The sequence below is a fragment of the Segniliparus rugosus ATCC BAA-974 genome, from assembly GCF_000185725.2.
GTDB classification, from domain to species: Bacteria; Actinomycetota; Actinomycetes; order Mycobacteriales; family Mycobacteriaceae; genus Segniliparus; species Segniliparus rugosus.
This window is the reverse complement of sequence record NZ_KI391954.1, coordinates 670,783-693,643: the sequence shown is the minus strand read 5'-3', so window position 1 is coordinate 693,643 and position 22,861 is coordinate 670,783. Positions and strand designations below refer to the sequence as shown.

21 protein-coding genes are annotated in these 22,861 nt (G+C 69.1%); 8 read left to right on the top strand and 13 right to left on the bottom strand.

Annotated features, from left to right (window positions below; genetic code table 11):
* Positions 1-33 precede the first annotated feature (33 nt).
* Complete coding sequence (locus tag HMPREF9336_RS13115; protein ID WP_021030662.1) at positions 34-402, bottom strand: hypothetical protein; 369 nt, start codon at positions 400-402, stop codon at positions 34-36.
* Positions 403-697: 295 nt separating this feature from the next.
* Between HMPREF9336_RS13115 and lexA the strand changes: the two genes are divergently transcribed.
* Entirely contained in the window at positions 698-1,537 is an 840-nt protein-coding gene (lexA, locus tag HMPREF9336_RS13110; RefSeq protein WP_007467760.1) for a transcriptional repressor LexA, read from the top strand.
* A gap of 73 nt (positions 1,538-1,610) precedes the next feature.
* Here the strand turns inward: lexA and HMPREF9336_RS13105 are convergent, their stop codons facing one another.
* Complete coding sequence (locus tag HMPREF9336_RS13105) at positions 1,611-2,756, bottom strand: acyl-CoA dehydrogenase family protein (protein ID WP_007467758.1); 1,146 nt, start codon at positions 2,754-2,756, stop codon at positions 1,611-1,613.
* Positions 2,757-2,919: 163 nt separating this feature from the next.
* On the opposite strand from HMPREF9336_RS13105, the gene HMPREF9336_RS13100 reads away from it, so the two are divergent.
* Positions 2,920-5,223, top strand: a complete 2,304-nt coding sequence (locus tag HMPREF9336_RS13100) for a molybdopterin-dependent oxidoreductase (protein WP_007467757.1) — start codon at positions 2,920-2,922, stop codon at positions 5,221-5,223.
* Between the two features lie 9 nt (positions 5,224-5,232).
* Here the strand turns inward: HMPREF9336_RS13100 and HMPREF9336_RS13095 are convergent, their stop codons facing one another.
* The 4 genes from HMPREF9336_RS13095 to miaA form a co-directional block, all read right to left on the bottom strand.
* Positions 5,233-6,375 carry an acyl-CoA dehydrogenase family protein gene (locus HMPREF9336_RS13095; protein ID WP_007467755.1) on the bottom strand — a complete coding sequence of 381 codons (1,143 nt, stop codon included), beginning with the start codon at positions 6,373-6,375 and terminating at the stop codon, positions 5,233-5,235.
* Positions 6,376-6,439: 64 nt separating this feature from the next.
* Positions 6,440-7,873, bottom strand: a complete 1,434-nt coding sequence (hflX, locus tag HMPREF9336_RS13090) for a GTPase HflX (RefSeq protein ID WP_007467753.1) — start codon at positions 7,871-7,873, stop codon at positions 6,440-6,442.
* Between the two features lie 66 nt (positions 7,874-7,939).
* On the bottom strand, positions 7,940-8,824 hold the full coding sequence (dapF, locus tag HMPREF9336_RS13085; protein WP_040585932.1) for a diaminopimelate epimerase: 885 nt from the start codon (positions 8,822-8,824) through the stop codon (positions 7,940-7,942).
* Positions 8,825-8,859: 35 nt separating this feature from the next.
* Entirely contained in the window at positions 8,860-9,789 is a 930-nt protein-coding gene (gene miaA, locus HMPREF9336_RS13080; protein ID WP_007467750.1) for a tRNA (adenosine(37)-N6)-dimethylallyltransferase MiaA, read from the bottom strand.
* Between the two features lie 104 nt (positions 9,790-9,893).
* Here miaA and HMPREF9336_RS13075 point away from each other — a divergent pair, with 104 nt between their 5' ends.
* Together HMPREF9336_RS13075 and HMPREF9336_RS13070 are read left to right on the top strand one after the other, a co-directional pair.
* Complete coding sequence (locus HMPREF9336_RS13075) at positions 9,894-11,225, top strand: DUF349 domain-containing protein (RefSeq protein WP_007467748.1); 1,332 nt, start codon at positions 9,894-9,896, stop codon at positions 11,223-11,225.
* Positions 11,226-11,258: 33 nt separating this feature from the next.
* Entirely contained in the window at positions 11,259-12,563 is a 1,305-nt protein-coding gene (locus tag HMPREF9336_RS13070; protein ID WP_021030660.1) for an oxygenase MpaB family protein, read from the top strand.
* A gap of 7 nt (positions 12,564-12,570) precedes the next feature.
* Here the strand turns inward: HMPREF9336_RS13070 and HMPREF9336_RS13065 are convergent, their stop codons facing one another.
* From HMPREF9336_RS13065 to miaB, 3 genes are all read right to left on the bottom strand, one after another.
* Positions 12,571-13,092 (bottom strand): Rv2732c family membrane protein, encoded by a 522-nt coding sequence (locus HMPREF9336_RS13065; RefSeq protein ID WP_007467741.1) that lies wholly within the window; start codon positions 13,090-13,092, stop codon positions 12,571-12,573.
* Positions 13,089-13,793, bottom strand: coding sequence for a hypothetical protein (locus tag HMPREF9336_RS13060; RefSeq protein WP_007467740.1), 705 nt, complete (start codon positions 13,791-13,793; stop codon positions 13,089-13,091). The genes HMPREF9336_RS13065 and HMPREF9336_RS13060 overlap by 4 nt, the downstream gene beginning before the upstream one ends.
* A 73-nt stretch (positions 13,794-13,866) precedes the next feature.
* Positions 13,867-15,390 (bottom strand): tRNA (N6-isopentenyl adenosine(37)-C2)-methylthiotransferase MiaB, encoded by a 1,524-nt coding sequence (miaB, locus tag HMPREF9336_RS13055; protein WP_051357423.1) that lies wholly within the window; start codon positions 15,388-15,390, stop codon positions 13,867-13,869.
* A 133-nt stretch (positions 15,391-15,523) separates the two neighbouring features.
* Between miaB and HMPREF9336_RS13050 the strand changes: the two genes are divergently transcribed.
* From HMPREF9336_RS13050 to HMPREF9336_RS13035, 4 genes are all read left to right on the top strand, one after another.
* Positions 15,524-16,252: an amino acid ABC transporter ATP-binding protein gene (locus tag HMPREF9336_RS13050; protein WP_084206720.1), complete on the top strand. Its 729-nt coding sequence runs from the start codon at positions 15,524-15,526 to the stop codon at positions 16,250-16,252.
* Between the two features lie 7 nt (positions 16,253-16,259).
* Positions 16,260-17,828: a transporter substrate-binding domain-containing protein gene (locus tag HMPREF9336_RS19070; protein WP_021030657.1), complete on the top strand. Its 1,569-nt coding sequence runs from the start codon at positions 16,260-16,262 to the stop codon at positions 17,826-17,828.
* A 28-nt stretch (positions 17,829-17,856) separates the two neighbouring features.
* A complete protein-coding gene (locus HMPREF9336_RS13040; RefSeq protein WP_007467736.1) occupies positions 17,857-18,684 on the top strand; it encodes an amino acid ABC transporter permease in 828 nt (275 codons plus the stop codon).
* An 88-nt stretch (positions 18,685-18,772) separates the two neighbouring features.
* Positions 18,773-19,813 (top strand): Rieske 2Fe-2S domain-containing protein, encoded by a 1,041-nt coding sequence (locus tag HMPREF9336_RS13035; RefSeq protein WP_244431669.1) that lies wholly within the window; start codon positions 18,773-18,775, stop codon positions 19,811-19,813.
* On the opposite strand, the gene HMPREF9336_RS13030 is transcribed toward HMPREF9336_RS13035, so the two are convergent.
* From HMPREF9336_RS13030 to HMPREF9336_RS13015, 4 genes are all read right to left on the bottom strand, one after another.
* Positions 19,750-20,316: a regulatory protein RecX gene (locus HMPREF9336_RS13030; RefSeq protein WP_007467734.1), complete on the bottom strand. Its 567-nt coding sequence runs from the start codon at positions 20,314-20,316 to the stop codon at positions 19,750-19,752. The genes HMPREF9336_RS13035 and HMPREF9336_RS13030 overlap by 64 nt on opposite strands.
* Positions 20,306-21,346: a recombinase RecA gene (gene recA / locus HMPREF9336_RS13025; RefSeq protein WP_007467733.1), complete on the bottom strand. Its 1,041-nt coding sequence runs from the start codon at positions 21,344-21,346 to the stop codon at positions 20,306-20,308. Before recA ends, HMPREF9336_RS13030 begins: the two co-directional genes overlap by 11 nt.
* A gap of 136 nt (positions 21,347-21,482) precedes the next feature.
* Positions 21,483-21,677, bottom strand: a complete 195-nt coding sequence (locus HMPREF9336_RS13020; RefSeq protein WP_007467732.1) for a DUF3046 domain-containing protein — start codon at positions 21,675-21,677, stop codon at positions 21,483-21,485.
* The gene (locus tag HMPREF9336_RS13015; RefSeq protein WP_021030654.1) at positions 21,668-22,858 is read right to left on the bottom strand and encodes a glycosyltransferase; all 1,191 of its coding nucleotides are present in this window, start codon (positions 22,856-22,858) and stop codon (positions 21,668-21,670) included. Before HMPREF9336_RS13015 ends, HMPREF9336_RS13020 begins: the two co-directional genes overlap by 10 nt.
* Positions 22,859-22,861: the final 3 nt, after the last annotated feature.

Genomic DNA, 22,861 nt, shown 5'->3' with positions numbered 1-22,861 from the left:
CATACCTCCACAATAACGGCCTCGTCCGCGCGCTCACTCGCGACCCGGCCCTTCCGCGCCATCGGCCTGCGCCGCGATCTCTGCCGCGTGCGCCGGAACGCCCTGTTGGTCGGACACGCCCTCGACCGAGGACTGGCGCCACGAACCGAGGAAAAGAACGCCGAAGGCGATGGCGACGAGCAGCACGGCGGTGAGCATCGCCGAGGCCCCGCTCACTCGCGGCAGCTCCGGTTGGACGGTCTTGATCGGCGCGCGGGCGCAACCAGGCTTCTGCGCCGGAGCGCCGCCAGGCGAAACGCGCCGAACGCCGCCGACCAGCGGCGCGTTCGAGCAGACTCTCCCGGCGACAAGCCGTTGCGGAACCGCTCGGCCGCTCCGCGCCGCAGTCATAACCTCGCTCATCACAGCTCCTTTCTCAAGCGAACGCGTATTCGATGAACGCGCATGATGGATATATAGCACGGAGCGCCGACAAAAACCCCGACACCAACGAACACGTGTTTGAAGAATGAATGTCAATCCGTTATAGTTGGCAAGGACGGAAGCTGGCCGGAGAGTCCGGCCTCATGGAGCAAGGAGCCGCCGCCAGGGGGCACAACCCCGAGAAAAATGAATCAGCGAGGGGATTGCCGCACTGCGAATCGATCACGGCCAGAGGGAAAAATCCCCACTTCAGGAGCATGAAAGAAAGGTTGCCATGCCATCCCAAAGCCGTTCGGCCAAAACCTCGAACACCAAGAACAAGAAGCAGGCCGCCGCTTCAGGCGAAACCAAAGCTTCGGCAAAAAGTGTGAAGAAGAACACCCCTGCGGCCGAGCCCGACAACGGCTCGCCGGAGCCCGCTCCCCTCGCCGAAGTCAAAGTGACTCCGCCGCCGCCGGAGCTGAGCCCGAGGCAGCAGGAGATCCTCGAGATCATCCGCTCCTCCATCCGAGAGCGCGGCTTCCCGCCCAGCATCCGAGAGATCGGCGAGGCGGCAGGGCTCGCCTCCACGTCTTCGGTGGCCCACCAGTTGCGCTCGCTCCAGCAGAAAGGCTACTTGCGCAGGGAGGCGAACCGCCCCCGCGCGGTGGACACCCGCTCCATCTCCGCCCCGAGCGGCGAGCTGACCCCGGAAAGCGAAGAGCAGCCCGAGCAGCCGACCCCCACAGCCGTCCTGGTCCCGCTCGTCGGCCGGATCGCGGCCGGCGCGCCGGTGCTGGCAGAAGAGCACGTGGAAGACCTCTTCCCGCTCCCACGGGAGCTCGTCGGCACCGAGGCCGCGTTCTTGCTCTCCGTGGCCGGCGACTCCATGGTCGACGCGGGCATCCACGACGGGGACTGGGTCGTCATCCGCCAAACCAAGACGCCGGTCTACGACGGCGAGATCGTCGCGGCCATGTTCGAGGACGAGGCCACCGTGAAGACCTTGCGCAGGCACGGGCGAGAGGTCTGGCTCTACCCTGAGAACAAGGCGTACCAGCCCTTCCGGGGCGAGAAGGCGAAGATCCTCGGCAAAGTGATCGCAGTCTTGCGCAAACTCACCCCTGTGCTCTAACGCCCGGCACGGAAATGCGGGAGCCCCGGCCAATTTGGCCGGGGCTCCCGCATTTCCGTGCCGGGCGGGAAAACTACAGCCCCAGGGATCTGCCGATGATCTCTTTCATGATCTCGGAGGTGCCGCCGTAGATGGTCTGCACCCGAGAGTCCACGTACGCCTGCGCGATCGGGTACTCCAGCATGTAGCCGTACCCGCCGTGCAGCTGCAGGCAGCGGTCCACCACGTGCAGCTGGCGCTCGGTCGCGTACAGCTTCGCGATGGCCGCGTCCTGGATCGACAGCTCGTTCCGGAGATGGAATTCGATGCTGCGGTCGACCAGCGCCCGCACCGCCGCCTGCTCGGCCGTCAGCTCCGCCAGCTCGAACCTGGTGTTCTGGAACTTCCCGACCGGCTTGCCGAACGCCTGCCGGTTCTGCACGTACTCCAAGGTCGTCTGCAGCGCGAAGTCGATCGCCGCCGCGGCGCCGACCGCGATCGAGAGCCGCTCCTGCGGCAGGTTCCGCATCAGATAGGCAAAACCCTGCCCGACCTCGCCGAGCACGTTCTCCCGAGGAACGAGCACGTCCTCGAAGAACAGCTCGGCGGTGTCCTGCGCCCGCAGACCGATCTTGTCGAGCTTGCGGCCCCGCTCGAAGCCGGGCATGCCGCGCTCGACGACGAACAAGGCGAGCCCCTTCGCGCCCGACCCCGGCTCGGTCTGCGCCACAACGATCACCAAATCCGCGTTGATGCCGTTGGTGATGAAGGTCTTCGCCCCGTTGAGCAGCCAGTCGTCGCCTTTGCGCACGGCGGTCGTCTTGATGCCCTGCAGGTCGCTGCCGGTGCCCGGCTCCGTCATGGCGATGGCGGTGATGATCTCGCCTGAGCAGAACCCTGGGAGCCAGCGCTGCTTTTGCTCCTCGTTCGCCAAATCGGTCAAATACGGCTGCACCACGTCGTTGTGCAGCGGAATGCCGACGCCGGTCGTCCTCGCCTGGGCGAGCTCTTCGAGGATGACCGTGTTGAACCGGAAGTCCTCTTCTCCCCCGCCGCCGCCGAACTCGGCGGGGACGGACATCCCGAGAAAGCCGCCCTTGCCCGCTTCGAGCCACAGTTCGCGGTCCACGACGCCGGATTCAAGCCATGCTTCCCGATGCGGGACGGCGTGCTGCTCCAGCAATGTCCGAAAAGACTGCCGGAAGAGATCGTGCTCCTCGTCGAACAGGGTTCGCCTCATCGTTTCTCCAATCGCCAACATAGGTGTAAACCTGCTAACACAACATAGTTGAGCTGCTCGGACACACTTGATAACTTTGATATGTGAATCTTGGTTAGCATAACGCAGTTTCTAGTCTAGCAATGCGGGCCCCCCGTTTCGCATCGCTCCTTAGACTGGGACAATGCGCCGCCAACACCTCTCGCACTGGGGCACGTTCCAAGTCGAGACGGCAAACGGGGATGTCGCGCGAGTCCACCCCTACCCGCTCGACCCCGACCCCTCCCCGCTCCTCGGGAACATCCCAGGGTCGATCACGCACCGGTCCAGAGTCCGGGGCCCCGCCGTCCGACGCGGTTGGCTCGAGCACGGCCCCGGCCCGAGCGATCAGCGCGGGGCCGACGAGTTCGTGCGGGTCACCTGGGCCGAGGCGACCGAGCTCTTGGCCGCCGAACTGCGCAGGGTCATCGACGAGCACGGCAACGAGGCCATCTACGGCGGCTCGTACGGCTGGGCGAGCGCAGGCCGCTTCCACCACGCCCAGAGCCAGGTGCACCGGTTCTTGAACTGCGCGGGCGGCTACACCGCCTCGCGCAACACCTACTCGACCGGCGCGGCGGAGGTGGTCATGCCGCATGTCCTCGGGCTGGACGACGAGGTGTACCGGGAGGCGACGAGCTGGAACGTCATCGCCGAGCGCACCGAGCTGCTGGTCGCCTTCGGCGGCGTCGCGCTGAAGAATTCGAGCGTCAACCCCGGCGGCTCCTCTGTCCACCCGGCCAGACAGTCCGCCCAGCGGCTCGTCGACCGGGGCGGGCGGATCGTGTCGGTGAGCCCGCTGCGCGCCGACCTGCCCGACCCCCGCGCGCGATGGCTCTCCCTCGTGCCCGGCTCCGATGTGGCGGTGATGCTCGCCCTCGCGCACACGCTGGTCGAGCACGAGCTGCACGACACGGCCTTCTTGGAGCGCTACTGCGTGGGCTGGCCCCAGTTCGAGCGCTATCTGCTCGGGGCGTCGGACGGGCTGCCGAAGACCGCGCGCTGGGCCGAGCCGATCAGCGGGATCCCCGCAGACGAGATCGTGGGGCTCGCCAAGGACATGGCGGCCAAGCGCACGCTGATCGCGGTCAGCTGGTCGCTGCAGCGGACCAAACACGGCGAGCAGGCTCCTTGGGCCGGGATGGTCCTCGCCGCCATGCTCGGGCAGGTCGGCCTGCCCGGCGGCGGTTTCGTCCACGGGCTCGGCGCGACGAACGGAGTCGGCATCCCGAAAGCCCCTTTTGCCATGCCGAGGTTCCCGCAGGGCCGCAATCCGACGCGGTCCTTCATCCCGGTGGCCGCCGTCTCCGAACTGCTCTTGCGCCCCGGCGAAACGCTGGACTACAACGGCGAGCGCCTGCTCCTGCCGGACATCAGGCTGGTCTGGTGGGCGGGCGGCAACCCTTTCCACCACCAGCAGAACCTGCCTCGGCTGCGCCGGGCCTTCCGCCGCCCGGACACCGTCGTGGTGAACGACCCGTATTGGACGGCGACCGCCAAGCACGCGGACATCGTGCTCGCCTCGACCACCTCCTACGAGCGCGACGACATCTCCGGGGCGAACAACGAGCCGCTGCTCGTGGCGATGCAGCAGGCCGCGGAGCCCTTCGCGGACGCGCGCGACGACTACCAGACCTTCGCCGAGCTCGCCGGGGCGCTCGGGTTCCGCGAGGCCTTCACCGAGGGCCGCGACGCGCGGCAATGGCTCGTCCACATGTACGAGACGTGGCGGGCCGAGCGGGTCCGCGACACCGCCGGGCTCAGGGGGCTGCCGGACTTCGAGGAGTTTTGGGCGCGCGGGCATATCGAACTGCCCCTGCCGGAGGAGCAGAATTTCCTCTCGGGTTTCCGGGAGGACCCAGAAAGCCGCCCGTTGTCCACTCCCTCGGGGCGGATCGAGATCTTCTCCACGACCATCGACTCCTTCGGCTATTCCGACTGCGCGGGCCATCCGGCCTGGTACGAGCCGGAGGAATGGCTGCACGGGTGTCGGGCGGAGCAGTTCCCGCTGCACCTGATCGCCAACCAGCCGAGAACCCGGCTGCACAGCCAGCTCGACCACGGCGCGACCAGCCAGGGCTCCAAGGTCAACGGGCGAGAGCCGATCCGGATCCACCCCGCCGACGCGGCGGCGCGGGGCGTCGCGACCGGAGACGTGGTGCGGGTGTTCAACGACCGGGGCTCCCTGCTCGCGGGCGTCGTCGTGGACGAAGGAGTGCGCGAGCGGGTGGCGCAGCTGTCCACCGGGGCCTGGTTCGACCCCGCAGACCCCGCCGACCCGGACTCGATGTGCGGGCACGGCAATCCGAACGTCCTGACCAGCGACGCGCTCAGCTCGTCATTGGCGCAGGGCTGCACCGGACAGCACGTGCTGGTCCAGATCGAGCGCTTCTGCGGGGAACTGCCCCCGATCCGCGCCTACGACCCGCCGGCGTTCCACACGCGATAGCGCCTCCGGCTATATCCCGAGGGATCTGGCCACGATCTCCTTCATGATCTCCGAGGTGCCGCCGTAGATGGTCTGCACCCTGGCGTCGAGGTAGAGTTGGGCGATGGGGTATTCGAGCATGTAGCCGTAGCCGCCGTGCAGCTGCAGGCAACGGTCCACCACGCGCAGCTGCCGTTCGGTCGCGTACAGCTTGGTCGCCGAAGCCTCCGCCGCGGTCAGCTCGCCCCGCAGGTGGGTCTCGACGCAACGGTCCACCAGCGCCCGCACCGCCGCCTGCTCGGCGACCAGGTCCGCGAGGACGAACCTGGTGTTCTGGAACTTCCCGACCGGCTTGCCGAACGCCGTGCGACCCCGCACGTACTCGACCGTCGTCTCGATGGCGAGGTCGATGGCGGCCGCCGCCCCGATCGCGAGGGCGAGGCGTTCCTGCGGCAGGTTCTGCATCAGATAGGCGAAGCCCTTGCCCACCTCGCCGATCACGTTCTCCTGCGGCACGAGGACGTCCTCGAAGAACAGCTCGGCGGTGTCCTGCGCCCGCAGCCCCACTTTGTCGAGCTTGCGGCCCCGCTCGAACCCCGGCATGCCGCGCTCCAGCGCGAAAAGGGTGATGCCCTTCGCGCCCGAGCCCGGCTCGGTCTGCGCGGCCGTCACGACGAGGTCGGCGTTCATGCCGTTGGAGATGAAGATCTTCGATCCGTTGATCAGCCATTCGTCGCCCTTGCGCACCGCGCTGGTCTTGATCCCCTGCAGGTCGCTGCCCGCGCCGGGCTCGGTCATCGCGACCGCGAGGATCCGCTCGCCCGTCGCCACGGCGGGCAGCCAGCGCCGCTTTTGCTCCTCGGTGCCGAAGGAGAGGATGTAGGGCAGGGTCATGTCCTCCTGGTAGGTGACGCCCACCCCGCTCACCTGGGCGCGGATGATCTCCTCGACGAGGATCGCGTTGAACCGGAAATCGTCCGCCCCGCCCCCGCCGTATTCGGCGGGGATCGCTGTGCCCAAGAACCCGTTCGCCCCCATCGACAGCCAGAAATCGCGGTCAACGATCCCGCGCTCCAGCCACGCTGCTCGCTTCGGCACGGCGTGCTGGCGCAAGAACGACCGGAACGACTCGCGGAACAAATCGTGTTCTTCTTCGAACAAGGTGCGACGCATCACACATCCACCCTACGGCTACCCGCCAGCCGGGCGGACAACCGGGGACAGCCGGATCCTTCCGCTACCGGGGCGGGGCGGCGAGCTGGTCGGCCAGCTCCTGCGGGACCAGCGCGCGCACGAAGGTCCCGGCCTCGCTCTCGCGCGATTCGAGCACCTGGCCCGCAGCGCAGATCTGGGCGAGCAGCTCGGGGCGGTCGTCGGGGATCACGCCGGAGGCCTCGACCCGCGCCCGCTCCCCCGACTTGGCGGCGAGCGCTTCGCCGATCCTGCTTTTGAGCTCCTCGATCCCTTTGCCGGTCCGGGCCGAGACCAAGAGCGCGTCGGGGAAGGCGCTGCGCAACGCGGCCAAGTCCACCTCGTCCACAAGGTCCGTCTTGTTGAGCGCCACGATCTCCGGCGGCCACGGAGCCCCGGCCTTCGCGAAGACGTCGCCCAAGATCTCGCGAACGACCCGCACCTGGTCTGTGGGCCTCGGGTCGGAGGCGTCCACGATGTGCACGAGGACGTCCGCCCCGGTCGCCTCTTCGAGCGTGGAGGCGAACGCCTCGACCAGCTGGGTCGGGAGGTGGCGGACGAAGCCGACCGTGTCGGTGATGGTGAACGCCCCGGCGGCCTCGCCCCAGCTCTTGCGGGTGGTCGGGTCCAGGGTGGCGAACAGCTCGTCCCGGATGATGACCGAGGCTCCGGTGAGCGCGCCGAGCAGGCTGGACTTCCCCGCGTTCGTGTAGCCGACGATGACCGCCGAGGGGATCTCGTTGCGCTCGCGCAGCGAGCGTTTCGCGCCCCGGACCTTGCGCATTTCCTTCAACTCGCCGCGCAGCCGGGAGATCCGCTCGCGGATCCTGCGGCGGTCGGTCTCGATCTTCGTCTCGCCGGGGCCGCGCAGGCCCACGCCGCCGTTCGCGCCGCCCGCGCGCCCGCCCGCCTGCCTGGACAGCGTCTGGCCCCAGCCGCGCAGCCGGGGCAGCAGGTACTGCAGCTGCGCGAGCGTCACCTGCGCCTTGCCCTCTTTCGATGTGGCGTGCTGGGCGAAGATGTCGAGGATGAGCGCGGTCCGGTCGATGACCTTCACCCCGACCTGCTGTTCCAGAGTCCGCAACTGGGCGGGGGTGAGCTCGCCGTCGCAGATGACGGTGTCCGCCCCGGTCTCGGCCACCACCGCTTTGAGCGCGGTGACCTTGCCCGAGCCGATGTACGTGGCGGCGTCCGGCTTGTCCCGGCGCTGCACCAGGCCCTCGAGCACCTCGGAACCCGCGGTGCGGGCGAGCGCGGCCAGCTCGCGGATGCTCGCGTCGGCCTCTGCCGCGTCCCGTTTCGGCCAGACTCCGACGAGGACGACGCGCTCCAGCCGCAGCTGCCGGTATTCGACCTCGGTGATGTCGGCGAGCTCGGTGGACAGGCCGGGAACCCTGCGCATCGAGTCGCGCTCTTCCCAGAGCCATTCGGCTTCCTCTTGGACGGCCGCCCAGCCGGAGGTGGATTCAGGATATGACATAGCGGCCCTTATTGTGCCCGACGGAAGACACCGGGCGCATCCCATTTCCCGAGCCGAAACCGCTCATCACACCGCCCATTGCCCGAGGTCGAACTCGCCGCGCGCGACGAGGGCGGACGGGCCGCTCAGGACCGAGGAGCCGTCGGAGGCCACCCGCACCGCCACTTGCCCGCCGGGCGAGGACACCGCCACTTCCCCGGCTCCCGATCCCAGTTCGGCGAGGACGACGGCGGCGACCGCCACCGAACCTGTGCCGCACGCCTTCGTCTCCCCCACCCCGCGCTCATGCACGCGCAGCGTCGCCTTTTCCGGCGAGTGCGGCACGACGAACTCGATGTTCACGCCCTCCGGGAAGACATCCCTGTCGTATTCGGGCTGACGGGCGAGGTCGAGCCCCGCCAGGCCGTCGAGTCCGAGCGCAGGGGCGAGGCACACCAGATGCGGGTTCCCGACGTCGACGGCGAAGCCGTCGAACACCCGCCGCCCCTCCGTCCCCTCGGCGGGCAGCGACGCGGCGGACCGGCCGCCGACGCGCGCCCGGCCCATCTCGACCTCGACCTCCGCGCTGCCCCTGTCGAACGCGAGCAGCCGGACCCGTTTGGCCCCGGCCCGTGTGCCGATCACATGCTCGTCGCGCTCCTCGAGGCCGTTCGCGCGGAGGAAATGCGCGAAGACGCGGGCCCCGTTGCCGCACATCTGCACCGCGCCGCCGTCGGCGTTGCGGTAGTCCATGAACCAGTCCTCCTCGCCGACCCCCTCGGGCAGCGCCGCGATCTCGCCCTCGGCCAAGAGCGCCCCCGCCCGAGCCGCGCGCAGCAGCCCGTCCCCGCCGATCCCCGCCCGCCGGTCGCAGATGCGCGCGACGCGCTCGGCGGACAGGCGCAGCTTCGCGTCCGGGTCGGCGAGCAGCACGAAATCGTTCTGCGTGCCGTGGCCCTTGCCGAACGGCACGGCCGCGTCGAACGACATCGCGAGAGCGGAAACCATCAAGCCAGTCTACTCCCGGCCCCCAACGCCTCCAGCGCTCGATCGAGCAGGCCGCCCGCCCCCGCGTCGAGCCATCGCACGCGCGGGTCGCGCCGGAACCAGGAGCGTTGGCGGCGCACGTGGCGGCGGGTCCGCATGGTCGTGTCCGACACGGCCTCGGCCTCGGTCATCCGGCCGTCGAGCATCGCGAGGACCTGGGCGTAGCCGATGAGCTTCGGCGCGGTGACCCCGTCGCGCAAACCGCGCGCGACGAGCCCTTCCGTCTCCGCCACGAGCCCGGACTCGAACATCGCCTCGGTGCGCAGCCCGATCCGCTCGTCCAGCTCCTGGGTGTCCCGGTCCAATCCGAGCATCCGCGCGCCCCATCTCGGCGCGTCGCCGCGCTGCGGCATCGTCGCCGCGTACGGCTTGCCGGTGAGCGTCACGACCTCCAACGCCCGGACCACTCGGCGCTCGTCGCTCGGTTTGATGGCCGAGGCCGCCGCCGGATCCAGCGAAGCGAGGCGCCGGTGCAGCGCCAGCGCGCCGACGTCGCCGAGCTCCCGCTCCAACTCTGCCCGCAGCGCCGGGTCGGTTGCGGGAATGCGCCATTGGTCGAAAAGCGCTTGCACGTACATCATCGAACCGCCGACGACCACAGGGACGCGGCCTCTGCCAAGGATCGCCGCCACGTCTGCGGAGGCGGCCTCCTGGTATCGGGCCACCGTGGCGGTCTCCACGACGTCGAGCACGTCGATCTGATGGTGCGCGACGCCTCGGCGCTCCTCCTCGGAAGGTTTCGCGGTCCCGATGTCCATGCCTCGGTACTGGGCGGCGGAGTCGATGTTCACCACTTCCCCGCCCAACCGCAGCGCGAGATCCACGCCGAGTTGGGACTTGCCCGTCGCGGTCGGCCCGATCACCGCGATCGGCGTTGCAATCCCATGCATAAGCAGTACCCTATGCCAGCGAAGGTCAAACCTGGTTGAATAGGCAGTAGCGAAAGAACCGGCCGCATGAGATCCGACGCGACCGGGAGGAGAACGAAGGACTGATGAACGCCGAAGCCCCGACCCAGACGGCACCGAAGCCAAGCCCGGCGGCGGTGGGGAGACAACCGCGCCCCGCGCCAAGGCCCGGAGCCGCCCCCGCGCCGAAGACCTCCGGGATCCACAAGTCCGACCCGGCCCGCTACGGGAGGATCGACGAGAGCGGCGCGGTCTGGCTGCGCACCGAGGACGGCGAACGGCAGATCGGGGTCTGGGAGGCAGGCACCCCCGAGGAGGGCCTCGCGCATTTCGGGCGGCGGTTCGAGGATCTGGTGACCGAGGCCGAGATCCTGCGCACGCGCCTTGAGAAGGGCGGCGACGCGCGCAAGACGAAGACGGCCGCCGAGGAGCTGCTGCGCGGTTTGCCCGAAGCCGCCGCGCTCGGCGACTTCGCCGCGCTGCAAGAGCAGCTCTCCGCGTTGGTGGCGCGCGCGGACGAGGCGCAAGCCGGGGAGAGGGAGCGCCGAGCGGCGCACAAACAGGAGGCAGCCGCCGAGCGAGAACGGCTCGCGCAAGAGGCCGAGCAGATCGCGCGCAGCTCCACCGATTGGAAAGCCGCGGGCCAGCGGTTGCGCGACATCTTGGACCAGTGGAAGACCATCAAAGGGCTCGACCGCGATCTGGACGAGGCGCTGTGGGCGAGGTACAAAGCCGCCAGGGAGCAGTTCAACAACCGCCGCCAGGCGCATTTCGCCGAGCTCGACCGCTCTCGCGCCCAGGTGAAACAGCGCAAGGAAGAGCTGGTCGCCAGAGCCGAAGCGCTCGCCAAGACCGCCGACCCTGCTTCCGCCCCCTCCGGCTTCCGGGAGATCCGCGCGGCGTGGAAGAAACTGGGGCCGGCTTCGCGCGAGGACGAGAACCAGCTCTGGGCCAGGCTCAACGCCGCCCAGGACGCGTTCTCCGCGGCCCAGGAGCAGCAGGAGACCGAGCATCTCGCCGAGTACGAGGCGAACGCCGCCGCGAAGGAGGCGCTGCTCGCCCGGCTCGAGCGCACCGACCCGGAGGAGAAGCTCGCCGAAGCGAGAAGCGTGCTGCGCGAGGTCCGCGACCGGTGGGAGAAGATCGGCCAAGTGCCCAAAGACCGCGTCAAAGAGCTTTCCCGGCGGCTGCAAGAAGCCTCCGCGCGGATCGAGGAGGCGGACCGGCACAGCTGGACGAAATCCGACCCGGAGCTCAAAGCTCGCGCGCACCAGTTCGTGGAGCGCGCCGAGCAATTCGAGGAGCAGGCCGCGAAAGCCAAGGCGAAAGGCAAGCTCAAAGAGGAGCAGAAGCTGCTCGAGCAGGCGCAGCAATGGCGGCAATGGGCCGAGCAGGCGCACTCCTCCGTCGAAGGCTGACCAGCCTGCCGACGCGGCTTGCTACACTCAAGCATGCCCGATGTGATCCAAGGCACTGACTGGCCGACGGCGTTCCGCTGGCCCGAACAGCGCGACCATGGGGTTCGGTCCCGGATTCGCGGAGCCGTCAAACGGCTCACCGGGTTCGACCTCTATCCGGACGAGACGACGGCGCGCCGGTTCGGCGAGCTGCTGCGCGAGGGCGACCCCATCGCGGAGCGGTTCGTCGCGCAGACCTACCACGGCGAGCTGGGACCCGCCCGCTCGCGCGAGCTGCTCGAGCGGGCGCTCGCGCTCGGGGTGGACAACGTCCCAGAGGCCCCCGACTCCATGCGGGCGCTCTTCGCGGAGTTCGAGCGCGTCCCCGACTGGGTGGACCCCGAGCTGGTGGAGCGCGGCGCGGCGGTGTGGCGGCGCTGGGGCTACGCGCTTGGGGCGTTGGGCAACGCCGGGACCATGGACACCTACACCGAAGGCTCCCTCGCCGTCCCGCTGTCGCTCTCCGGCGGGTACGCGGGCGAGCGGGCGCTGAACCGCTATTTGGAGACCAGCCGCTGGTGGGTCGAGGTCTGCCGGCCCGGAGCCATTCTCACGCCCGGCTCGCCCGGCAGGAGCATCTCGCTCAAAGTCCGGGTCATGCACGTCTCGGTCCGCCAGCGCGTGGCCGCGCATCCGGAGTGGGACCAGGCCCGCTGGGGCCTGCCGATCAGCCAGGTGGAGATGCTGCTCACCCTGATGGGCGGCACGGTGGCCCCAGGCATCGGCCTCGTCGCTCTCGGCTACCTCACCTCCAAATCGGAGATCGAGGCGGCGATGCACTTCAACCGCTACCTCGGGCATCTGGTCGGGGTCCGCTGCGACGACATCTTCCCCCGCACGCTCGGCGAGGGGTTGCGCCTGCTCTACCTGTTCGACACGGCGCGCTCCTACGACTCGGGCGAGCACGGGCGCGAGCTGGTCGAGTCGTTCGTGCCAGCCTTCGCGCCCGGCCAAGGGCACCGGGGGCTCGCCCGGCTGCGCAGGCTCTTGCACCTGAACATCATGGCCGGGTACGCGCGGCTGTACATGCTGCCGTGGAACCATCGCCGCTATCGCATGCCCGCGCCGTGGCTCGGGCTCGCGTTCCTCCTCGGCAGGGCCCCGTTCGTCCTTGCCGCGGAGCTGGGCAGACGGCTGCATCCCGCCGTTGACCGCCTCTGGCAGCGGCAGTCGGTCCGGTCCTGGGAGCGCTGGCTGCGCTGGCAATCCCTGTCGGCGCAAAGCGCTCGCCCTTGTGGAACGGGCGAGACCGCCTCGGCCGCCGAGTCCTTCGAGGCTGCGCGCGCGCTGCGCCGGTGACCGCCGCCTAGCCGTCGAGACGCGGGGCGGCCAGCCGGACCCAGTTGAACGCGATCGCCACGACGAGCAGGACCGCGAGGAGGAGCCCCGCCTGCGCGCCCGCGTGCGGGCCGTGGCTGGCCTGGCTGGTCTGGCTGTGCCACAGCGCGAGGACGCCGAACGCCGAGGCCACGCAGGACACCGCCGCCGCGAGGAACGCCGCCCCCCAACGCCGCAGCACGAGCGCGAGCGCCGAGACCACCAAGTCCGCGACGACGAAGAACGTGAAGATGCGCGCGATCTTCGAGACTTGGCCGATCTGCTGCGGCCAAGTCCCGGCCACCAGTTCCCGCCCGAGCGCGTGCGCGCCGTTCGCCCCGACGAACGGGACCACGAGCAGATCCGCGACCAGGAGGAACACCGACACCGCCACGACGAAGAGCCGGACCGAAGGCTGGATCTCGGCGAGAATTCTGCGCTCGCTCGCCCGCAGCTCCGAGCGGAGCTCTTCGAGCGCGTCGGGCAGGGGCTCTCGTTCCTCCGGCGTCATGAGCCGGTGATCGCGAGGGAGAGGAGGGGAACGACGCAGGCGAACAGCATGCCCACCGCGAGAAGCACCACCGTGAGGATCAGGCCAGGAGCCTTCTGCGGCTCATGGCCGATCGCGCCCTTGAGCCAGGCGATCGTCGGGGCCTTGTAGAACACGGGCACGGTCTGGCCCGGCTGCACGAACACCGGCAGGCTCGCCCGCCCGACGGGCCACAGGTACCGGGTGTAGACCTCCACGAAGTGCTGCCCGGGTGGCACTACCACCAGCTGCTTGCCCCACGTGCGGATCCGCTCGACCCCGTCGACGCTCACCGACACCCCGGTGAGGGCGAAAATCCAAGCGAGCCAGAAGAAACCCGTGTCGAACGCGAGCTGCCCCGCGCCTTCCGGCAGTGCGGCGGCGTAGGGGTCCGAGGGCTGCTGCCCGTACGGGTTGGGGGTCGGCTGGGCAGGAAAACCCTGCGGCGCGTACGGATTCGGAGCCTGCGGCGGAGGGAAGCCGCCTTGGGGGGCGTACGGGCTCGGGGCCTGCTGCGCCGGATAGAAGTTCGGGTCGGACGGCGGGAAGCCCTGCTGCGGCTGCTGCGCGGGCGCGCCGTACGGGCTCGACTGCCCGGCTTCGGCGGGCGCGGCGGGGCGGATCCTCATCTGCTCGAACGGGTCGTCGCCCTGGTCCGCCCGCCCCTCCGGTCGGATTCGCATCTTCTCAAATGGATCGTCGCCAGCAGAACTGCCGGTTGGCGGCTTGGACACGTTGTGTTTCCTTCCTCAGCGCTCACCGCGCGGGCATCAACGGCAGACCGAGCGATACCCCTGCGCCTCGACTCTGTGACGACTGCCTCTGCGACGGCTCCTGGGCCGCCTGCAAGGCACTGTACCGGTCGCCCGCTTTCGTCGGTCGAAGCGACCCTGGCACGGCCTCCCCGATGAGATGGTGCGGGGCCGCGTGGGCGATCCGCGCGACGACGAAGTCCCCCGGCCTCGGCTGCGCGCCTGGCAGCGGCGAGAAGTGCACGAGCCTGCCGTCCTTCGCCCGCCCGGAGAGCCGCGCGGTCTGCGCGTTCTTCTTCCCCTCGTGCGGCGCGGCGACGACGAGCTCGACCTCGCGTCCGAGCTGTTTCCGGTTCTCCTCCAGGCAGATCCGCTCCTGCAGGTCCACCAGGCGCTGGTAGCGCTCGGCCACGACCTCCTTGGCCACTTGGTCGGGCAGCTCGGCTGCGGGAGTCCCCGGCCGCTTGGAGTATTGGAAGGTGTAAGCGCTCGCGAACCGCGCCTCGGCGACCACCTCGAGGGTCTGCTGGAAATCCTCTTCGGTCTCGCCGGGGAAGCCCACGATGATGTCCGTCGTGATCGCCGCGTCGGGCAGAAGCTCGCGGACCCGGCGCACGATCCCCAGGAATTTGGCGGACCGGTACGAGCGGCGCATCGCCTTGAGGATCCGGTCGGAGCCGGACTGCAACGGCATGTGCAGATGCGGGCAGACATTCGGGGTCTCCGCCATCGCGAGCACCACGTCCTCGGTGAACTCGGCCGGGTGCGGGGAGGTGAACCGCACCCGCTCCAAGCCCTCGATCTCCCCCATCGAGCGCAGCAGCTTCGCGAACGCGCCTCGGTCCCTCGCCAGCGCGGGGTCGGCGAACGAGGATCCGTACGCGTTCACGTTCTGGCCGAGCAGCGTCACCTCGAGCACGCCCTCGGCGACCAAAGCGCGGACCTCGGCCGCGATCTCCTCCGGGGCGCGGTCGAGCTGCTTGCCGCGCAACGACGGGACGATGCAGAACGTGCAGGTGTTGTTGCAGCCGACGGCGATGGAGACCCACCCCGCGTGCAGCGAGTCGCGTTTGCTCGGCAGGGTGGACGGGAACGCCTGGAGCGAGTCCACGATCTCCACCTGCGCGGCCTGGTTGTGCGCCGCCCTGCGCAGCAATGCGGGCAGGGAGCCGATGTTGTGGGTGCCGAACACCACGTCCACCCACGGCGCTTTGCGCAGCACCGTGTCCCCGTCCTTCTGCGCGAGGCAGCCTCCGACCGCGATCTGCATCCCAGGGTTCGCGTCTTTGACCGGCCGCAGGTGGCCGAGGGTCCCGTACAGCCGGTCGTCGGCGTTCTCCCGCACCGCGCAGGTGTTGAACACCACCACGTCCGCGGTCTGGCCCGGCTCGGCTTTGACGTGCCCGTCCGCCTCCAAAAGGCCCGCGAGGCGCTCGGAGTCGTGCACGTTCATCTGGCAGCCGAACGTGCGCAGCTCGTACGTGCGGGACGCAGCCGTGCCAGTTCGCCCAGTCTCAATCGCCGACAGGCTCGCGCCAGCGGTCGGGGCAGGGTTGTCAGGCACGCGACAAGGTTACTCCCGGTCGGACGTTTCGGCCAAAAGGCGGTAGAGTGCGGCCATGGACGAGACGGGACCGGGCATGCCTGAAACCGCGCAGCACATGATCGAGATCAGCGGGGTCAACAAGTACTTCGGGGAGCACCATGTGCTCAAGGACGTGAACCTCGCCGTGCCCTCGGGGCAAGTGGTCGTCGTGCTCGGCCCGTCCGGCTCAGGAAAGTCCACGCTCTGCCGGACCATCAACCGCCTCGAACCGATCGACTCCGGGACCATCGCCATCGACGGGGTCCCCCTGCCCTCGGAAGGCAAGGCCCTCACCAAGCTGCGGGCGGAAGTCGGCATGGTCTTCCAGTCGTTCAACCTCTTCGCGCACCTGACCATCCTGGAGAACGTCATGCTCGCCCCGGTGAAAGTGCGCGGGCTCGCCAGGACCGCCGCGAAAGAGCTCGCCGAGAAGCTCTTGAGCCGAGTCGGCATCGGCGAGCAGGCGAACAAACACCCGGCCCAGCTCTCCGGCGGCCAGCAGCAACGCGTCGCCATCGCCCGAGCCCTCGCGATGAGCCCGAAAGTGATGCTCTTCGACGAGCCGACCTCGGCGCTGGACCCTGAGATGGTGGGAGAAGTCCTCGACGTGATGACCTCCCTGGCCAAAGACGGCATGACCATGGTGGTGGTGACCCACGAGATGGGCTTCGCGCGCAAGGCCGCCGACCGGGTCGTCTTCATGGCCGACGGCAGAATCGTCGAGGACTCCGACCCGCAGTCCTTCTTCACCGAGCCGAAATCGGACCGCGCCAAAGAATTCTTGAGCAAGATCCTCAGCCACTAGCCGTCCCATGTCCTCGCCGCATTCCAATCCCCCGCACCGCCCCAGGCTCGTGCTCGCGCTGCTCGCGGCATTGCTGGCCGCCGCGTGCGCGGGCTGCGGCTCGGGGGCCGGAACCAGGGACGTGCTGGCAGACGCGAAGGCCGGGCGGCTGATCATCGGGGTGAAATTCGACCAGCCTGGGCTCGGCGAACGCCGTCCGGACGGCTCGATGCGCGGCTTGGACATCGACGTCGCCACGTATATCGCGGCCGAGCTCGGCGTGCCCGAAGACCACATCACGTGGCGGGAGGCTCCGTCCCCGAACCGCGAGAACCTTCTGCGCAACGGCGAGGTGGACTTCATCGTCGCCTCCTACTCGATCTCCGGGGCGCGCCTGAACGTCGTGGACTTCGCGGGCCCGTACTTCCACGCCGGGCAGTCGCTCCTCGTGCGCGCCGACGACGCTTCCATCACCAACGTGGCCTCGCTGAACTCCGGCAAACGGCTCTGCTCGGTGACCGGCTCCACCCCCGCGCAGAACATCCGCAAGAACTACCCCGGCGTGCAATTGCAGCAGTACGACAGCTACTCGGCCTGCGTCGAGGCTCTGCACCGGGGCAAGATCGACGCCCTGACCACCGACGACATCATCCTCGCCGGATACGCCGCGCAGTCCCCCGGCGAGTTCAAGCTCGTCGGCCAGCCTTTCTCCGACGAGCTGTACGGCGTCGGCCTCGCCCGAGGCCAGACCCCGGCCAAGGCGCAGATCAACGCCGCGCTGCAGAAAATGTTCGACTCCGCCGCCTGGGACGCGGCGGTGCTGAGCGCGTTCGGCTCCTCGGGGATCGACCCTCCCGCGCGCCCTGCCATCGGCAGCCTCGGCTCGGTCAAGCCGGTCAAGCCCGCCGCGCCGGAAGGCTTGTGGCACAAATACGGACACCGGATCGAACAAGCCTTCGCCACCACGGTCCAGCTGACCTCGGCCTCGGCGGTCCTCGCCCTCGCCTGGGGCGTGCTGCTGGTCGCCGCGCAGCTGTGCCCCGTGCCGGTCCTGCGAAGATCGGCCTCCGTCTTCGTCGACGTGCTGCGCAACTCCCCGCTCACCTTAGTGATCGTCTTCTGCTCCACCGGGCTCTATCAGAACCTCGGGCTCACGCTCGCGTCCGAGCGATCGCCCACCTTCATCAGCGACAACAACTTCTGGCTCGCGGTGCTCGGCCTCGCCGCCTACACCTCGGCGTTCGTCGCGGACGCGCTGCGCTCGGGAGTGAACACGGTGCCGATCGGCCAGGTCGAAGCGGCTCGCTCGCTCGGGTTCGGCTTCACGAAAGTCCTGCGCCTGATCGTTCTGCCGCAGGCGTTCCGGGCCGTCATCCGCCCGCTCGGCAGCCAGTTCATCGCGCTCGCCCGAAACACCACCGTCGCCTCGGCCATCGGCGTCGCAGAAGCCGCGCTGCTCATGAAAGAGATGATCGAGAACGAATCGGACCGGCTCTTCGAGGTCTTCGGCGTCTTCGCCCTCGTCTTCGGCGCGTTCAGCGTCCTGTTCGGGTTTTTGTTCAACGTGCTCGGACGCAAGCTGGAGGTGCGGCGATGAACACGGGGCAAGCCGAAGGCGGCGGCCAATGAGCGCTGCGCAGGCCGGTCTGCTCTACGACATCCCTGGGCCGAGGGCACGAGCGCGCATCGCGATCCTCACCTGGGTGTTCGTCGCAGCCCTCGTCGGGGCGGGCGTATGGGTCTGGCGGGCACTCGCGGTCAACGGGCAGTTCGAGGCGGCCAAGTGGACGCCGTTCCTCGACCACCGGCTGTGGGCCACCTACCTGCTCCCCGGCCTGCTCGGCACGTTGCTGTCCGCCGCGATCTCGATCGTCGTCGCCCTCCTCGTCGGCACTGCCCTCGCGGTGGGCATGATCTCGGACCGACGGCTCGTCCGGACTGCCGCAACGGTGGCGGTCGAAGCGTTCCGCTCGGTCCCCGTGCTCATCCTGATGATCTTCGCCTACCAGCTCTTCTCGAGGTACGCGGTCTTCCCGTCGACCCAAGTGCCGCTCGCCGCCGTCGTGTTCGGGCTGTCGGTCTACAACGGGGCGCTCATCGGGGAAATCCTTCGGGCTGGCCTCGCCGCCCTGCCGAAAGGCCAGAGCGAGGCCGCCGTGGCGGTCGGGCTCACCAAAGGCCAAACCGTGCGCCTGATCCTCTTGCCGCAGGCAGTCGCCGCGATGCTGCCCGCGCTCATCTCCCAGATGGTCGTCGTGCTCAAAGACGCAGCGCTCGGCTACCAGATCGGCTATATCGAGCTGATCCGGTCCGGGCAACAGGCCGCCTCGTTCTACCGGAATTTCTTCGCCTCCCTCGTGGTCGTCGCCGTCATCATGATCGCCATCAACATGGCCCTCACCCGTCTCGCGACGTGGGCGGAGCGCCGACTGCGCGAGAAAAAACGCTCATGAGCGCCGGTGCCCGCCACCGCGCGGGCGGGCACCGCGATATCAGACAGGGAAAAGTGATCTATGTCTCTTTCCCTGCTACAGTGACGCCATGGCTGCTCAACCCGTTGTCATACGAGGCTCTCAGACACTCGTCCGGGATCCCAAAGCGGACGAATACCCGATGCCGTTCGTCCCGTTCGGCTGGTACGCGGTGCTGCGCAGCAAGGAGCTTCCCGCCGGGAAGCTGGTCAGCCTGCACTACTTCGGCAAAGCGCTCATCGCTTTCCGAGGGCCGGACGGCAAACCGGCCGTGCGGGACGCGTATTGCCCGCACTACGGGGCGCATCTCGGCGGCGGGAAGCTCGTGGACGGCGCGGTCGAGTGCCCGTTTCACGGTTGGCGGTTCGACGCGCGGGGCGCATGCGTGCGCGCCCCCTTCGCGCAGCGGCCCCCGAAGGTCGCCATCGGCGGTCTGCCGGTGCTGGAGCACAGCGGCTTGATCTTCGTCTACGTCGGACCCGACGAGCCGACGTGGGAACCCGCAGTCATCCCAGAGGCCGCGTCGGCCCGATTCGCCGAGCCCATCGACGACCGGGTCCGGGTCCGGATCCATATCCAGGAGATGCGCGAGAATATCGTGGACGAGTCGCATTTCCACTACATCCACGGGCAAGCCGAGCCGCCGGTGCAGCATCTGCAGACGGACGGCGGGCCATTCGCGGAGATCAAGGGCCGGATCCGCAGGCGAGTCCTCGGCCGCGATCTGGACAACACCTTCGACTGCGACATGTACGGGCCAGGGGTGATGGTCGTGCGCACGCACGGGCCGACGCTGTCGGTGACCGCCATCGCGCTCACCACCCCGATCGACGACACGACCAGCGAGATCAGGATGCTCTACCTGCTGCGCAAACCGGCGCGGGCGCCGTTCCTCGTGCCGTTCTACAAGCTCGTCTTCAAACGGCTCGCCTTCCCCGAAGTGCGCCACGAGATGCGGATCTGGGACATGAAAATCCATCAGCCCCGTCCGGTGACGCTGCCGCACGAGCAGGGCATCAAAGCGCTGCGCCGCTGGTACCAGCAGTTCTACCCGGCAGAGAGCGCCGACAGCTCGGATCGCACCACGCGCAGCGCGAGCCCGCCGTCGTAGCCCCGGCGGGCGAGCATGCCGACCAATCTGCCGACCAACCGCTGATCGGCGGCTTCGACCGCGTCCGGACTTCGGCCGAGTTTACGCCGCACCAGCTCCCGCGCCCGCTCCTCGCGCTGCTCGGAGTCGAGCTGGTCGAGCGCCGCGCGCACGTCTTCCTCCCCGACGCCGTGCGCGCGCAGCCCGTGGGCGAGCGCCGCGCCGACTTTCCCGGAGCGGTTGTGCTGCTGGAGCACCCAGTCTTGGGCGAACTGCTGGTCGTTCAGCAGGCCCGTCGCGGTGAGCCGGTCCAGCTCTTCCGCCCGGACTTCTTCCTCGAAACCCTTCTCGGCAAGCTTGCGGTCGAGCTCCGCCCGGCTGCGCGCCCGCACGGTCAGCAGGCGCAGGCACACATCGTGCGCCTGCGCCCGCCGCTTGGCGGTTTCCGACCGCAGACCGTTCGGCCGAGCGCTCTCGATCGTCCTGAGCTGTTGCTGAAGCTCGCGGATCAGATCAGAACTCAACGGGGACCGGGGCCAGGTCGTCGTCGTTCACCCGCACGCCGATCTGCAGTTTGTCCCGCAGCAGCATCTCGATCTCGTCCGCCTTGTCGGGATTGGCGATCAGGAACTTCCTGGCGTTCTCCTTGCCCTGGCCGAGCTGCTCGTCGCCGTAGGTGTACCAGGCCCCGGACTTTCGGATCAGGCCGTGCTCGACTCCGAGGTCGATGATCGAGCCCTCCCGGCTGATCCCGGCTCCGTAGATGATGTCGAACTCGGCCTGCTTGAACGGCGGGGCGACCTTGTTCTTGACGATCTTGACCCTGGTGCGGTTCGCCACCGCCTCCGTGCCGTCCTTCAACGTCTCGATCCGACGCACGTCCAGGCGCACCGACGCGTAGAACTTCAGCGCCTTGCCGCCGGTGGTGGTCTCGCTCGGGCCGAACATCACGCCGATCTTCTCGCGCAGCTGGTTGATGAAGATCGCCGTCGTGCCGGAGTTGTTCAGCGCGCCGGTGATCTTCCGCAGCGCCTGGCTCATCAGACGTGCCTGCAGGCCCACGTGGCTGTCGCCCATCTCGCCCTCGATTTCGGCTTTCGGCACGAGCGCCGCCACCGAGTCGATCACGATGATGTCCAACGCGCCCGAGCGGATCAGCATGTCCGCGATCTCCAATGCCTGCTCGCCGGTGTCCGGCTGCGACACGAGGAGGTTCTCGGTGTTCACCCCGAGCTTCTTCGCGTACTCCGGGTCCAGCGCGTGCTCCGCGTCGATGAACGCGGCCACCCCGCCCGCGGCCTGCGCGTTGGCGACCGCGTGCAAGGCGACCGTCGTCTTGCCGGAAGACTCCGGGCCGTAGATCTCGATGACCCTGCCCTTCGGCAGGCCGCCGATGCCCAGAGCCACGTCCAAAGCGATCGATCCGGTCGGGATCACGGCGATGGGCTCGACCGCCTTCTCGCCGAGACGCATCACCGAACCTTTGCCGAAACTCTTGTCGATCTGGGCCATGGCGAGCTCCAGCGCCTTGTTCCGATCAAATGCCTGCGCCATAACGTTCCTTTCCTCAACCAGCCGGATCCCCGGCTCTCTCAGCTGTCCTCGCAACCATACGAAAGGGCACTGACAAAAACACTGTAACGGAACTTATGTTCGATTGTCGGCGACACGCCGCGCCCAGCCTATCGGGTCACCAACGCTGCCGGGGGACGTCGAAGTCTTGGCACAACGCCTGCCACACCAGCTTGGGCTCGGCCCCCTTTTCGATGGCCGTGAGCGCGGTGGCCCCGCCATAGGCGAGCAGGGCGTGGTCGCGCAGCAAGGTGTCGCCGAACTGCCTGCCGAACTCCTCATGGACCCGCTCGCGGAATTCCCTCAGACGCATGGGCTCCCCGTCTCGCCGCTCGCGCGCGCCGCCCTCCGGCACACGGCGACCGGGTCCGCCGCCCGGCCGGCCGAGTCCCCCGCCCGGCGCGCGGCGGCGCGAAAGCCAGGATCGTCCATAAGCTCGAGGACCGCGTCGCGCAGCGCGGCGACGGTCAGCGGGCGAATCGCTTTGGCGCAGCCGAGCCGTTCGGCCCGCTTGGCGACCTCCCATTGGTCGCCGCCCCCCGGCACGACGACCGCCGGGGCTCCGGCCATGAACGCCTTCGCGAGCACCCCGTGCCCGCCGCCGCAGACCACCACCGCCGCCTGGCCGAAAAGCTGGTCCTGCCTGCCGATCCCGGCCACGGCCCAATCCGGCAGCGGCGGCCCTGTCCACCGGAAAGTGGAAACAGCCAGCCGGACTTGCCTGCCGAGCACGGCGGGGTCGAGCGCCTCGAGCGCCGTCTCGCACAGCCCGTCCACCGCCTGCGCGGCGGTCGACGGCGCGAGCGCGACCAGCGGCGCGTCCCCCGGCGGAGGCTCCAGCGTCTGGTCCGAGACCTCGACGAGCACCGGTCCGACCAGCGCCGCCTCGGCCGGCCAGTCCGGACGCGGGACTTCCAGCGCCGGAAGCGCGGCGACGAGCCGCGCCGCCGGTTCGGCCCCGTTCGGCGGCAGTCCGATGCCCTCGCGCGCCGCCCGGCGCTGCGCGAGGCCTCGTCGCACAGAGCGGGCGGAGAGCGCGCGCAGAACCGTGTCGCGGAGTCTGCCCCGCACGCCCCGCCCCGGAGCAAGGCCGCTGCCGATCGGCGGCAACCCTCGGGAAGGCAGATACAGCGGATGCGGCGAGAGTTCGGCCCACGGGACTCCCAAGAGTTCGGCCGCGAGGCCGCCGCCAGCGGTCAACACATCCGAGACCACGAGGTCGGGGCGGAATTCGGCGAGCAGAGGGGCGAGCTGCGCGGCCATGCGGGCCGCGCGCTCGTGGATGCGCCTGCCCGCGTCGAGGTCCTGCTCCCCCGGCGCGAGCTCGAGGCCCACCAATGCCCGCGTCGGCACCTCGTGGTCGCGCGCGAGGGCGAACCACCGCTCGCCGGTGAACAAGAGCGCCTCGTCGCCCGCGTCGCGGAACCGTTCGCAGAGCGCGAGCGCGGGCAACGCGTGGCCCGCGTCCGGACCTGCGACGACAGCGATCCGCACGGC

Excerpts from the sequence above, each read along its gene's own strand:
- HMPREF9336_RS13115 (WP_021030662.1), bottom strand. The coding sequence starts at position 402 with ATGAGCGAGGTTATGACTGCGGCGCGGAGCGGCCGAGCGGTTCCGCAA.
- lexA (WP_007467760.1), top strand. The coding sequence starts at position 698 with ATGCCATCCCAAAGCCGTTCGGCCAAAACCTCGAACACCAAGAACAAG.
- HMPREF9336_RS13105 (WP_007467758.1), bottom strand. The coding sequence starts at position 2,756 with ATGAGGCGAACCCTGTTCGACGAGGAGCACGATCTCTTCCGGCAGTCT.
- HMPREF9336_RS13100 (WP_007467757.1), top strand. The coding sequence starts at position 2,920 with ATGCGCCGCCAACACCTCTCGCACTGGGGCACGTTCCAAGTCGAGACG.
- HMPREF9336_RS13095 (WP_007467755.1), bottom strand. The coding sequence starts at position 6,375 with ATGCGTCGCACCTTGTTCGAAGAAGAACACGATTTGTTCCGCGAGTCG.
- hflX (WP_007467753.1), bottom strand. The coding sequence starts at position 7,873 with ATGTCATATCCTGAATCCACCTCCGGCTGGGCGGCCGTCCAAGAGGAA.
- miaA (WP_007467750.1), bottom strand. The coding sequence starts at position 9,789 with ATGCATGGGATTGCAACGCCGATCGCGGTGATCGGGCCGACCGCGACG.
- HMPREF9336_RS13075 (WP_007467748.1), top strand. The coding sequence starts at position 9,894 with ATGAACGCCGAAGCCCCGACCCAGACGGCACCGAAGCCAAGCCCGGCG.
- HMPREF9336_RS13070 (WP_021030660.1), top strand. The coding sequence starts at position 11,259 with ATGCCCGATGTGATCCAAGGCACTGACTGGCCGACGGCGTTCCGCTGG.
- HMPREF9336_RS13065 (WP_007467741.1), bottom strand. The coding sequence starts at position 13,092 with ATGACGCCGGAGGAACGAGAGCCCCTGCCCGACGCGCTCGAAGAGCTC.
- HMPREF9336_RS13060 (WP_007467740.1), bottom strand. The coding sequence starts at position 13,793 with ATGCGAATCCGACCGGAGGGGCGGGCGGACCAGGGCGACGACCCGTTC.
- HMPREF9336_RS13050 (WP_084206720.1), top strand. The coding sequence starts at position 15,524 with ATGATCGAGATCAGCGGGGTCAACAAGTACTTCGGGGAGCACCATGTG.
- HMPREF9336_RS19070 (WP_021030657.1), top strand. The coding sequence starts at position 16,260 with ATGTCCTCGCCGCATTCCAATCCCCCGCACCGCCCCAGGCTCGTGCTC.
- HMPREF9336_RS13040 (WP_007467736.1), top strand. The coding sequence starts at position 17,857 with ATGAGCGCTGCGCAGGCCGGTCTGCTCTACGACATCCCTGGGCCGAGG.
- HMPREF9336_RS13035 (WP_244431669.1), top strand. The coding sequence starts at position 18,773 with ATGGCTGCTCAACCCGTTGTCATACGAGGCTCTCAGACACTCGTCCGG.
- recA (WP_007467733.1), bottom strand. The coding sequence starts at position 21,346 with ATGGCGCAGGCATTTGATCGGAACAAGGCGCTGGAGCTCGCCATGGCC.
- HMPREF9336_RS13020 (WP_007467732.1), bottom strand. The coding sequence starts at position 21,677 with ATGCGTCTGAGGGAATTCCGCGAGCGGGTCCATGAGGAGTTCGGCAGG.